The sequence below is a fragment of the Helicobacter sp. 11-8110 genome (assembly GCF_003288905.1).
GTDB lineage: Bacteria > Campylobacterota > Campylobacteria > Campylobacterales > Helicobacteraceae > Helicobacter_D > Helicobacter_D colisuis.
Genome location: NZ_NHYL01000001.1, coordinates 418,040 through 431,444, shown reverse-complemented (window position 1 = coordinate 431,444; position 13,405 = coordinate 418,040). Strand labels below are relative to the sequence as shown.

Genomic DNA, 13,405 nt, shown 5'->3' with positions numbered 1-13,405 from the left:
ATGGAGAAATTATGGGCGGTATGACACATTCTTTAATGCGCAAGGCATTGTTTGAAAATCGCAATGATGCATTGCAAAAATTACTCAATAATATGCCACTTAGCTTTTTTGAAAATCAAGATTGTATTGTGGTTGGAATCTCTTTTAATGGAATCTTGTTGGCAAACTCCTTAGCACAAGCTATCAAAGCACCTTTGGCATTTCTCTTTACTGCCCCAATTCTTGCTCCTAATAATCCTGAGTGTGAAATTGCTATGGCAACAGAAACTCACGATGTTGTTATTAGTGAAGCATTAGTGCGTTCTTTTGGGATTAGTTTGGATTATATTTATGGGGAAGTGCAACGGCAATATGAAGATAAAATGCTTCCACTTATCTATCAATATCGCAAGGGAAATCCGCTTATTTCACTTAAAAATAAGCGTGTTTTGTTAGTAGATGATGGGATTGATAGTGGTTTAACAGCACTTTCTGCAATAAAATCTGTTACGACTTTACAAGCAAAAACAATTTATTTTGCAACACCAGTGGCGCCCTATGAAGTTGCTAAGGCAATGGAGGAAGTAACTGATGGGGTATTTTGTCTTTATAAAACTAAAACATTTGTAGATATTGACTATTACTACAAGGATTATCCGCCTGTTAAACCAAGTATGATAGAAGAAATTTTTTCAAAAATACAATCATAAGCCTAAGGAGTAAAAATGGGACAAGTAACTTTATCGTTTTTAGAAAAAGAAGAAAAATATATTTTTGATAAGTTTGCAAAACAATGCAGTGGTAGTGTTTATTTGCAAAGTGGAAATAATGTTGTATTGGCAACTATAGCCATTGACACGCAAGAAGTTATAGAAGAAGATTTTTTGCCCTTAACAGTTCAATACATTGAAAAAGCTTATGCAGCAGGGAAGTTTCCTGGTGGTTACATCAAAAGAGAAGCTAAGCCTGGTGATTTTGAAACTTTGAGTGCTAGAATTGTAGATCGAAGTTTAAGACCGCTTTTCCCAAAAGATTATTGTTATCCTACACAAATTACCCTTATGGTTTTGAGTGCTGATGAAGATGCGGATTTACAGCTTTTAGCGCTAAATGCTGCAAGTGCAGCACTTTATGTGAGCGAGATTCCGCTAAGTTTTCCTGTGAGTGCTGTGAGGATTGGGAGAATAGGGGGCGAGTTTGTGATAAATCCTAGCTTAAAAGAGCTAGAAGAGAGCACATTGGATTTATTTGTAAGTGGCGTTAGAGAAGAATTATTGATGATTGAAATGAGAAGTTTTGGGGGAGTTGCTATTCATCGAGAGAATGCAGAGTTTAGTGCTAATGAATTGAGCGAAGAAGAGATGATTGAAGTTTTGGAAATGGCTAAAAAGGCAATTTCTCAAAGAAGTCAAGCGCTTGAGGAATCTTTTAAAGAATTTGTGAAAACTCCAATAGTTTTAGAAAATAAAAGAAAAAGTTTTGTTTCAAGTGAGATTGTGGAATACATTAAAGAATCACATTTAGAAGAACTAAAAAGTATTATTCAAAGTCTCTCTAAGACAGAACGCAATAGCCTTTTACACGCTTTTGCCAAAAAAATCCAAAAAGAATGGGAAGAGAAGAATCTAAAAGAGATAGAATCGCTTGAAAAATGTGCGTTAGAGAGTGTGTTAAAAATTAAGCGAGAGATTATTAGGGCAATGATTTTAGAAGAATCCAAAAGGGCTGATGGGAGAGGATTAAAAGAAGTGCGTCCAATTAGCATTGAAACAAATTTTCTGCCTAATGCACACTCAAGTGCACTTTTTACGCGTGGGCAAACGCAGGCTTTGGTGGTGGCTACTTTGGGTGGAGAAATGGATGCACAAAGTTATGAATTACTTACGGATAAAGCACCACTAAAAGAGCGTTTTATGGTGCATTATAACTTCCCGCCCTTTAGCGTTGGGGAGGCAAGTAGTATTTCTGCGCCTGGTAGAAGAGAGCTAGGACACGGGAATCTTGCTAAAAGAGCCTTGGAAGCAAGTGTGATTAATGGAGATTTAAAGACGATTCGCCTTGTTTCTGAAATTTTAGAATCCAATGGTTCTTCATCTATGGCAACGGTTTGTGGTGGATCTTTAGCGTTAGCTGCTGCTGGGATTAAATGCACAAGTTTAATTGCCGGAGTGGCAATGGGACTTGTGTGTGAGAATGATAAATATGCGATTTTAACTGATATTATGGGTTTAGAAGATCACGATGGTGATATGGACTTTAAGATTGCTGGTTCTAGGAGAGGAATCACAGCAATGCAAATGGATATTAAGCTAGGTGGGCTTAAGAGTGAAATTTTGCAAAGGGCATTAACACAAGCCAAAGAAGCGCGAAATCATATTTTGGATTTAATGGAAGAGGCAAAAGAAAAAATCGTACTTAATGAATCGGTTTTGCCAAGCTTGCAAATTTTTTCAATTGAGCCTAGCAAAATTATTGATGTGATTGGACAAGCAGGGAGAACGATTAAAGAAATTATTGAAAAATTTAGCGTTGCAGTGGATTTGAATCGTGAAAATGGTGAAGTAAAAGTCAGTGGAAGCAATAAAGAAAAAGTAGAAGCGGCTAAAATGCACATTTTAAAAATCATAAAAAATCCTCAAGAGCTTTATAAGATTGGTGATATTTATCAAGGTAAAGTGAAAAAGATCGTGGAGTTTGGTGCATTTGTGGAGTTGCCAAAAGGCTATGATGGACTATTGCATATTTCAAAAATCACGAATAATCGCGAACAAAAAGTTTCTGATGTTTTAAAAGAGGGCGATAATGTGGAAGTTGAAGTGTTATCGCTTAGTAAAAACAAAGTGGAGTTAAAACTATTGCAGATTCTAGCCTAATTTCATTTTGGGCTTAGATAATATATTCACAATCCATTTTTGTAAATTTATCCAAAAATTGCCTAGCCCTTTGTGTTTTGGGTTTTGTAAAAAATTCTTCGGGAGTTGCATCTTCTAGAATCTCCCCATCAGCCATAAAGAGGATTCTATCTGCTATTTTCCTTGCAAAATTAAGCTCGTGCGTTACTAGAATCATTGTTTTGTTTTGAATCATTTTGATAACATTTAAGACTTCATCTACAAGCTCAGGATCAAGTGCGGAAGTTGGCTCATCAAAGAGTATAACCTCAGGATTAAAAGCTAAAGCTCTAGCTATGCCTATTCTTTGTTGCTGTCCTCCACTTAGCATACTAGGATAGCGATTAGCTTTATCTTCTAAACCAACCATTTTTAAATATCCATAAGCAATATTTTCTGCTTCAGCCTTGCTGTATTGATGCACTGTGATTAGAGATTGTGTGATATTTTGGAGTGCAGTTTTGTTAGCAAAAAGATTGTAATTTTGAAAAACCATTCCCGTATTTTTTCTAATTTTAATTAAGTCCTGCTTTTTGATTTTATGGGAGAAGTCAATTTTAATATTATTTAAAAGCATAGTTCCACTATCAGCGCATTCAAGGAGATTGATACATCTTAAAAGTGTGCTTTTTCCTGATCCACTTGGTCCTAAAATAGCATAAGTTTTATTTTTTTGGATATTTAAAGAAATATCTTTTAAAACTAAATGACTATGAAAGCTCTTAGTTAAATTCTGAATGCTTATCATGATTTCCCCATAACTTTTTTATAAGAGATGAGTTTTGCTTCAAGTATGGCAAAGCTTTTTTCCAAAACAATGCTAATAACCCAATAAATAAGTGCAGCTATGATATAGACTTCCAAAAATTTAGAACTTCTATCAGCTTCTAATGTTGCTATGCCCATTATTTCTGGAACTGAAGCAGCAAATACCAACGAAGTTTCTTTGATAAGCATAATAAAAAAATTTAAAATATTAGGCAAGGCTAAAAGCATACTTTGTGGTAGAATAATAATAAATAATGCTTGGGTGGTGCTCATTCCAACGCTATAAGCGGCTTCTAATTGTCCTTTGTCTATGCTTAAGATAGAGCTTCTAAAAATCTCACTAAGGTATGCAGAACAATATAACGCATACACAAGATACATAAAATAAATAGCATCGATACCCGAAATATCAATGTTTAAATTATATTGATAATTAAAATACCTAAGCACTAAGGGGATACCATAATAGGCTAGAAAGATTTGAACTAAGACAGGAATTCCCCTAAAAAAAGAAATATAAAGTGTTGCCAATTGAAATAAAATAGGAATTCTATAAATTCTTATTAAACTTAAGATTAATCCTAAAATAGCGCCCAATATAAAGCCAATAATGGCGATGGCTAAGGAGATTGGAACTCCTTTTAATAAAGTGGGAATGGCACCTAGAGCATAGTCGAAGTCAAATAATTGCATTTTACTGACTTTGATCTACCCCAAAGTATTTTATGGAAAGATCGTGTAGTTTTCCTGATTCTTTTGCTTTTGTTAGCGCAGCATCTACTTTTTCAATGAGCTCTTTGGATTGATTCTCTTTTCTGAAAGTGAGATAAACTGGACTTTGAGAGATACGCTCATCAAGCACTTTAAGATTCAATTTTTGTTCTTTGATGATATCAGCAATAGAGGCAGGATCATTTAAATGAATATCTATGCGCTTATTAACTAAATCTTGTAGAAGTGGTATTAAATCTTTGTAATATCGTATTTCTAAGACATTTCCATTTTTATTATTCCATTCTTCAAGGATTTTTGTGTGTGCAGATCCTACAACGCATCCTGCAATCTTTCCTTTTAAATCTGAGGTTGTGTTAATATCTGTATTATCAGCTCTAGCAACAAATTGCGAAGTGCTTACAAAATAGCTCTCTTTACTAAAGAGGTATTTTTCTTCTCTTTCTTGTGTTTTGATGATTTGGTTAGCAAGCATATCAAATCTAGCAGAATCTAAGCCCAAAAATAGAGCATTCCAAGGTGCATAATTAAAACTAAAATTCAAAGATGGATCAATTTCTTGTAAGATTCTAACAACTTCAACATCATAGCCTGTTATTTTTCCATCTTTATCCACATAAGAAAAGGGTTTATAAGCGCCCTCACTACCTACTTTTATGCTTTGTTGGTTTTCTGTATTAGAACAAGCATTTAAAAGAAATGCGATTAATGCTATTAGTAATAATTTAATTTTCATAAAATTCCTTTAAATTTTATTTAATGCAAAGTCTAGGGCTGATATTAAATCCTCTTCCTCTTCTAATCCCACTGAGAATCTTAGGAGATTTTTAGTAATATTCATTTGCTTTTTGATATTTTCATCAACACTACCATGACTCATATAATAAGGGCAACCAAAAAGACTCTCAACGCCACCCAAACTTTCTGCTAGAATAAATAAATCTAGGTTTTGCGCAAAACGCTTCATTCCTTCTTCATCTGTATCCAAATAGGCACTTACGACAGCACCAAATAAGCCATTCATTTGCTCTTTAGCCAAAGTATGTTGAGGGTGAGAATCTAAGCCTGGATACAAAACTTTTTTAATTTTTTTATGTTTCTCCAAGAAACTAGCCACAGCAAAGGCATTCTCACATTGTTTTTGCACACGCAATTTTAAAGTTTTAACACCCCTTGCATTGAGATAAGAATCAAAAGGGCTTAAAATCATTCCTGTGCTGTTTGAAACAAAGCGAAGTTTTTCATAAAGTTTTTCATCATTAAGACAAATAGCGCCAGCAATGCTATCGCTATGTCCATTGATATATTTGGTCAAGCTATGCAAAACTGCATCAGCGCCAAGATCTAATGGTCGTTGTAAAAATGGTGTAGCAAAGGTATTATCAACTATACTTAAGACATTGTGTTCTTTTGCAAGATTGCAAATTGCTTTAATATCGCATATTTGCAAGAGCGGATTTGTAGGCGATTCAAGCCAAATGGCTTTAGTGTTTGCATTTACAGCGTTTTTGATATTTTCTATCTTTGTCATATCGACATAAGTTACCTTAATGCCAAAATGATTAAACACAAAACTAAGCAATCTTCTAGTTCCGCCATAAATATCATCAAAGCAAATGACTTCATCGCCACTTTTAAGAAAACTAAGAATAGCTACACTTTCTGCAGCTTGACCACTAGCATAGGCGATACAATGTTTTGCATTTTCTAAAGCCGCCACCTTTTTTTCTAAGACTTCTCTTGTTGGGTTTGTTAGTCTGGAGTAGCTAAAGCCTTTAATATTATTTTCATAATCAGGTTTTGCAAAAGTGCTAGAGAGATGTATGGGAGAAATAACATCGCTTGAAGTGTATCCGCTTAGATTTGGATTTTCAGCTGTAGTAATAGCTTTGGTACTAAAGTTCATAAAAAACCTTTTGTTTATAATCTATAATGTTTAAAATAGACTGAAATTATATTAATAGAAAATAAATATAAACTTAAATTTAAGATTCAATTAAATATAAAAGGTATTGCGTGATAATATTGCTTAGTTATTTTTCAGATTAAAACTAAGAACAAAAAGTTTCTGATGTTTTAAAAGAGGGCGATAATGTGGAAGTTGAAGTGTTATCGCTTAGTAAAAACAAAGTGGAGTTAAAATTATTGTAGATTCTAGCCTAAAATTTTTAGGCTTGTTTTGTGAATCTGCCTAGAAATGCTTAAAAAAGGTATTTTTCAATACCTCTTGTTTTTGGGATTGTAAAAGCGGAAGTGCAGAATCTAAAAAAGAAATTTGAGATTGGATTGTCTCAATGCTTTGTGTGATTTTTTCTTGGGCTTCTAGTGGCGGGAGGGGGATTGTAAGATTTTCATAAAAGCTTATGGGAACTCTTTTGTGCCCACTTGCTCCAGTCATTGCAATCGCAGCTTGCTCTCTTATGGCTTCTTGATTTAAATTGTAAAATAAAAAGTTGGGTTTCAAGCCAGATTTGGCTCTAAAAATGTGAAACTCTGTGCTACCAAAACCTATATTGTTTGTTAAATTTGTTGCAATTGCACATTTACCATTTTCCATACAAGGGGTTATTTTTGCAATCAAGACATCATTTTCTATAAAATAGGTATAACCCTTTTTAACTTCTTTTAGAGGTTTATTTATCTTTCTTTCAATGTATCCTTTGTCTGAAACGCTTGCCATTTCCACAAAAGACACAAGCATATTTTCATCATAATTATTGATTTCTTTTTTTGGGTTTAAATCAATAAATCTCGTATCTTTTAACCAAATTCTTTCCCATCCATTGCTTGGTGGAGTTGGGAGAGTGTTTAAGATATTTGTTAGATTCTGCAAAAATGCTTTAGAATCTTGTTTTGTCTTTCCTAAAAGCTCAAAGTCAAGTTTGGATTCTAACTCTGCTAAAGACATTAGGATAGAATCAAAATCTTTTGTAGATTCTGTAGTAATCCCACAATGCCAAAGAATTGCTTTAATGAGTTCTTGGTATGCCCTGATACTCTGCTCTATTGTGTTGCATCGTGATTCTAGGCTTTCACATTCGCTTACGATTTGTTTTTGGATTTCTAAAGGTGGCAAGGGGATTTTGAGATTCTTAAATTCTGGTTTTTGTAAATGCTTTAAGCCTGAACCCTTAAAAAGAAATTGATTGATATAGCCTTGTTGCATTTGTAAAACATAAAAAAGAAATTTCGTAAGCAATTTTTTTAGAATCTGCTTTAATCGCGTAAGTATCAGTAGAGTATGCACTCTCTCCTCTGTAAAATTGCACAAGTGCATTGCCGCCTGTTGAGAGATAAATGTTTTCTCCACTTGTTAGAGCTTCATCATAGCGATAAATATTTACCCCACTCGTATAAAACGGATATGCTCCCGTTGTATTTTCTTTTGCCTCTCTTACTTGGATTTTAGATTTTGGATTCTCTAAAATAACCTCCCCAAGTTTCACCAACTCATATTTAGAATTTGCAAAAGGGTTGGATTGCACACTATGAGAATCGTTAGAATGCGGATTAAGACTTATCGCTTTATTAAACTCCACTTTGCTAAAATCTATCATATCAATTAGTCTTGTCTTTGTGGCGTAGGTTTGCAATTCTTGTGGGATAGAATCAAGCGTATTGTCAAAAGATTTGCGTATCAAGGTGTTTAGTTTAAAATCATTGTGTGGATTGTCGCGTTCAAAAAGTGGGCTTTCATAAGGGTTTGATAATTCTTTTAAGCCCTCATCGCCTTTGCGATTGCTCCATTCATAGCCTAAGAATCGCTTTTGTTCTTTTATATCGCTTGGGGCTTTGATGATAAGCACTTCTTGATTGAGACTTAGAGAGAAATAAAGCAATTTGTCTTTTTCAATCTTTTGGGCGTAGGCTATAAAATGTGTGCGTTCTAGGGAGATTTTGTCTTCATCTTTAGAATTTCTATAGGCTTTAGATTCGGTAAGTTTTTTGTATTCACTTGTTTGCTTAAACGCATTGAGATATTCTTTGAAAGTAGCAAGCTTTAGAATCTCATCATTAAGATTTCCCTCCAAAAAGCTTAAAAAATGCTCTTTGTTAAACTCTCTACAATCACAATATGCACTTAGATAGTTTTGATAAAAATCATCATTGTCTTGTAGATTTTCTGATTCTAAGCGTTCTTTTATAAGGCTGTAGTCTTGGGAGACAACCCTTTCTTCTTGTCTAAAAGTTTCTTTTTTGCGTAAAAATAAAATAATAGTGTTTGTGCCTGTGGCTCCAAAGGTTTGGCTTCCAAGCTCTGCAATAGCGATAAAATCAAAGTTTTGGAAAAGTATTTCTCGTGTGGATTTGTAGATAGAATCTTTGTTTAAAATGGAGCTTGGCAAAATGATAGCGGCTTTTGCATTGTCTTTTAGAATCTGTTTGGCTCTCTCGATAAAAAAGCATTCAATGGAATTGTTAGATTCTATATTGATGTCGGTATTAAAAAGTTCATAGGTTTTTCTAGATTTTGGGCTTAGCGTTTCTAGGAAGCCTTTGACAGAATAGGGTGGATTGGCGATGAGTAAATCAAAGCTGTGTGATTGAATCTGTGGTTTTGGCTTTTGACCTTCCAAAACTCTTGTGTTGGCTAACTCAAAGCTTGAGAGGGCATCGGCGTAGAGGATATTGATTTCATTTTGTCCATACATAGCACTTGAGACTTTTGCGACTTTGCTTAAGCGATATTCTTTTTCAATGCCATAGATATTTTTGTAATGCTCTTTTAAATCTTGTGTATTGATGTAGCGTTTAATCTCATTGGCATAAGTGTTTAGAAAATGTCCTGCACCACACGCATAGTCAATGACTTTTAGAGGTTTTGTGCTTAGCATAGAATCTAAGGGGAGAGAATACACGATAAATTCGCAAATTTGCATAGGTGTGAAAAACTGCCCCTCATCTTGCTTCATACCTTTTTGTAAAAACAGCTCAAAGAGATTGCCTAAAAATTGATTGGTAGAGTTTTGTGTGAGTTTGTAGGGTGCAAAAAGCTCAACGATTTCTTTTAAAACAAGGGCATTTTTTAAAAATAATTCTTTGTTATGCACTTCAAGGAATGCAAAGTCGTTGTTAGAGTAGAATTTTAGTTCTTTGATGTAGTTTTGCATTGTTGCTTTGAGGGCTTTGACTTTGAGTTTTTTGAAGTCTTTTTCTATGTCTTCATTAGAGACAAAAGTGATTTTTTCGCCCAAAAATTCTCTCATTGCTTCTTTGTAAAGCCACATTAACCTATCTTGCATACTCGCATAAGTATCTGCCATTACGCCACGATAACCAAATTTTAGATTGTCTTTATAAAAACTCTCATCATAAATTTTGCAAAGAAAAATATTGACTAGTTTATCAAAGGCATTTTCTTTGCCTGAAATATTGTGTTTGCGTAAGATTTTGGCAAATTCGTGGTATTTGCCCTCTTCTTTGAGCTCTTTGAGGTTTTCAAAGGTTGGAGTTGTTTGTAGAATCTTATAAGCGTTGTAATATTAACATGATCTCTTGACAGCGTTATGACAAAGGATTGAAATGTGATGGAAAAATTACATATTTTAAACAATGTAAAGCAAAAAGACTAGATATAGGTTGCAAAATGCGATTAAGCTAAAGCTACCTTAATCGCATTGTTTATATATGTTAGGATTCCAATGAGATTTTAAAAAATATCAATAATTTTTTCTATCTTAGTTTTAACCTCATTATCTCGCATTTTTAACGCTTCTACATTCCATTGCTTATGCTTAAAAATATCTTGTGTGATAGTAAAGCTTGTGCTGACATTATCCTTGTTGAGATAGACTTCGCGTTTTTCTTCATAGCTTTTATTTTGAGCTTGAGTATTCTTTTTAAATCTTAACAATGTTAGATTAGCTATGGCATTTGTCCAGCTATCCCTTTCTTCATTGCTAAAGATTTTTTTCCAATCGTCGTTGGGAGTTCTTGGTAGGATATGCTCTGTATGAAGCTTATTGTCCATTTCTATAAACCCAATTTCATCATCTTTAGAAAAGTATTCAAGCAAAAGTAATGTTGGTTTTACCCACTTCAAATCATAAACATCTGCATCATCTAGCCATTCTTTATAATCTTTTGTTGTGCCATATTTTTTGAGATTTTCACGCATAATGTTTTTTATCTCATCTATTGGTTTAATATCCTTGACTGCTTTAAGGATATTAAATGAAACTTGCTTAAATCTATTAGCTGTTGCCATACCTATAAGGTTTTGGTAATAGTAAGCCATAAGCAATTCTTTTAGCTTATTGTAATCTTTATAATCCACCATTTTTGCAGCACACAAAATGCTTCGCCAATAGATTTGATTAGGCAGATACCTTAAGCAATAGATATGTTTATCCTTAGTGTTAATTATCTCAATGTAGTGGTTTGCAAATGTTTTTATCTCTTCAATAATGGCTGTTGAATCTTGCTTAGTTTTTTCAAAATAAGTTTTAAGCTCTTTATCAAGCCTTCCTTTAGGATTGTCTGCTATCGCATAGTAAAGATAAGCATTTAATGTGTCATACATAGAAAATCCCATTGTTTCCAAATTTGACATAATCTCTTGCCAAGTTGTTTTAAAAGCTTCTCTACGCTCTTTGTCTAATGACTGCATAAGAGAAGATTTTAAAATATCCACAGGGCTAAGTGGCATACCCCTATCATTTAAAACATTAAAGATTCTAATCGCACTTTCTTCATCAGGGCATTCAATTCTTGTTAAAATCACCTTTGTATAAAGCCACGACACAAAATCGTCTATATCAATACTATTTTCGTCAATTGCTCCTTTAAGCCTTTCTTTTAGATAATACGCATTTTGCAAATATCTATTATCCTTTATATCTTGTGCTTTTTTAATATCTTTTAGCTTTTCTTGTAAAACATTTTCTCTTAATACACTATTTTCAAAGGCAATTTGATACTTTTCATCTGTTAAAAATTTTAGCTTGTGTTTGTCTTTATCATATTTATCATATATGCTATCTTGTATGCGATCTTTGTTTTCAGCTCCCAAGTTGTCTATGTGAAAATCCCTAATCACACAGGCTAAAATGGTAAAAGTTGTAAGTCTTTGTTGTCCATCTATAATATCATATCGCTCACTATTTGCACCTTTTGCAATCACTAATGAACCACAAAAATATTGTCCTTCTTTGCCATTGCAATAAGATTCTGTCAAATCCTCGATTAAATCGCTAATTTGATCTTTATCCCACGCATAAGGTCGTTGATACGATGGGATTTGATATGACATCTTTTTATTTGCCAATAAGTCCTCTAAATTGAAACCTTCTACTTTGAAATCATTTGCCATTATCGCTCCTTAAATGTAATATGTGTATGCGTATTATAATCAAAAAAAATAAAGCAAGGGATTAAAGTCATTATTCCCACGCCTTTTGTGAATCTCTGCCTGTTTTAAAAAGCCGCTTACTTTTTCAAAAAAGTCTTTATATTCCACGCTTTTACCCTTTCTTTAAATTTAATGTAGTAAAGATTAATCGCTACAAATATAAATGTATATTACAATCAAAAATACAAGACTAAATATCGCCTAGCCCACTAGCTTTTCCAACGCCTTTATAATCTCCACCATAGCAAGTGTATCAAGTTTGCAATATGCTAAAAGGGCTTTGCGATATTCTATCTGCTTTTCTTTTGGCATAGATTCTAATGCCCCAAAGCACTCCATCGCCTCGCCACCATTATGCACGAGACTTAGCTCTTTATAAGCGGATTCCATTTGTGGCACAAGGGCTGGTAGCACGACTTTGATAGAGTGGCTACCATTTTGCTTATAATGATAATAATGCCTAGCGGCAAAGGGATACATTAAGTCTTCAATCTGTGAAGCAATATGCAAAAGCTCTTTTTCATATTGTGGAAAACTTGCAGCAAGTCTTGTAATGACACCTTTTTCAAAACTCGCATTATAAGCTAGGATAAAGGCATTTGGCGGGATAGAATCTAGCAGGGTTTGAATAAGTTCAACTCTAGGGTCAATGCCACTTTTGGCTAAAAACTCTTTATGCTCTAGCTTGCCATCTTTATGCTGGATATGGAGTGAGAATTGAAAAGGGATTTGCTCATACGCACAAGTGCCTACAAATCTAGGCACAGCAGGTTGAAATGTCTCAAAATCTAAGTGATAAATGGGGTAGGATAAACTCCCTAAAAACTCCTTGATTTTATCCTTTTGTATATGCACGGATTTATTCTTAAAGCATTCTATTTGTAGTTGTTGCTTGTAGTTTAAGCTATCTATATCTTTTATATCACTAAATCGTGCTATCCCTTGTCTATATAGCCCTAGCTTTTTATCGCCATTAAGCCAAGCAAGATTAAATATGCAATCTTCTCCTGTTATATTCCTTTGGGCTTCCCAGCAATATGACTTTGCCTCGCAAGAGTAAGGATTATCACAATGTAATCCTATATCAATATTTGGCTCATTCTTTGTCTCTAAAATCTCGCTAAAATCACTTAAAATTGTTGGAATCTTTGGTGTAAATTCTTGCACAGATTCTAAGCAAGGCACACTTACAAAAAGCCTAGTTAAATCAAGTGATTTACCCCTTTTATAGTCTGTGTTTAAATGGATAAGATTCGCTTCCTTTATACTATATCCACAATGCGTGATGACATAGTGCTGCACGCTTAAATCATAGATATATACTTCCTTTAGGCTTGTGGAGCTTTTCACTTCATTGATGATAAGCCCTTGTGGCGTGTTTTGTAAAATATCTACCATTACAACAATGCCTTCATATATAAAAGTCGCTTCATATATCACGTTAGTGCCAGAATCTAGCAATTCCTTTGTGCGTTTAGCGTTATAACTTATACCATCACAAAAGTGGATTCTAGCTCCCTTAGGGAATAACTCACACGCTAAAATCCCTACATCTTCACCTACGCTAAATCGCTCTGTTTGCTGCATATCTGGCTCACTTAGGGCTTCTTTTTTATGAGTTAAAAGCCATAGTAGCTTTTGACACTGCATACCTTTGATAAAGCGAGATTTTGAGAGATTCATA

Annotated in this window: 8 protein-coding genes and 1 pseudogene; 2 read left to right on the top strand and 7 right to left on the bottom strand. The window is 34.0% G+C overall.

The window, feature by feature from the left end; genetic code table 11:
• Nucleotides 1–11 precede the first annotated feature (11 nt).
• Nucleotides 12–689, top strand: coding sequence for a phosphoribosyltransferase family protein (locus tag CCY98_RS02060; protein ID WP_112056934.1), 678 nt, complete (start codon nt 12–14; stop codon nt 687–689).
• Nucleotides 690–704: 15 nt separating this feature from the next.
• On the top strand, nt 705–2,852 hold the full coding sequence (locus CCY98_RS02055) for a polyribonucleotide nucleotidyltransferase (RefSeq protein ID WP_112056933.1): 2,148 nt from the start codon (nt 705–707) through the stop codon (nt 2,850–2,852).
• A gap of 13 nt (nt 2,853–2,865) precedes the next feature.
• Here the strand turns inward: CCY98_RS02055 and CCY98_RS02050 are convergent, their stop codons facing one another.
• From CCY98_RS02050 to CCY98_RS02015, 7 genes and pseudogenes are all read right to left on the bottom strand, one after another.
• Complete coding sequence (locus tag CCY98_RS02050) at nt 2,866–3,618, bottom strand: amino acid ABC transporter ATP-binding protein (RefSeq protein WP_112056932.1); 753 nt, start codon at nt 3,616–3,618, stop codon at nt 2,866–2,868.
• Nucleotides 3,615–4,331, bottom strand: coding sequence for an amino acid ABC transporter permease (locus CCY98_RS02045; protein ID WP_112056931.1), 717 nt, complete (start codon nt 4,329–4,331; stop codon nt 3,615–3,617). Before CCY98_RS02045 ends, CCY98_RS02050 begins: the two co-directional genes overlap by 4 nt.
• A gap of 1 nt (nt 4,332) precedes the next feature.
• On the bottom strand, nt 4,333–5,106 hold the full coding sequence (locus CCY98_RS02040) for a transporter substrate-binding domain-containing protein (protein WP_112056930.1): 774 nt from the start codon (nt 5,104–5,106) through the stop codon (nt 4,333–4,335).
• Nucleotides 5,107–5,115: 9 nt separating this feature from the next.
• Nucleotides 5,116–6,276 carry a PLP-dependent aspartate aminotransferase family protein gene (locus CCY98_RS02035; protein WP_112056929.1) on the bottom strand — a complete coding sequence of 387 codons (1,161 nt, stop codon included), beginning with the start codon at nt 6,274–6,276 and terminating at the stop codon, nt 5,116–5,118.
• 285 nt (nt 6,277–6,561) lie between these two features.
• Nucleotides 6,562–9,847 (bottom strand): annotated as a pseudogene (locus CCY98_RS08735) (N-6 DNA methylase); the annotation flags it as partial.
• 173 nt (nt 9,848–10,020) lie between these two features.
• Nucleotides 10,021–11,682, bottom strand: a complete 1,662-nt coding sequence (locus tag CCY98_RS02020; RefSeq protein ID WP_112056927.1) for a DUF262 domain-containing protein — start codon at nt 11,680–11,682, stop codon at nt 10,021–10,023.
• A gap of 240 nt (nt 11,683–11,922) precedes the next feature.
• A complete protein-coding gene (locus CCY98_RS02015) occupies nt 11,923–13,404 on the bottom strand; it encodes a DUF2779 domain-containing protein (RefSeq protein WP_181566523.1) in 1,482 nt (493 codons plus the stop codon).
• Nucleotide 13,405: the final 1 nt, after the last annotated feature.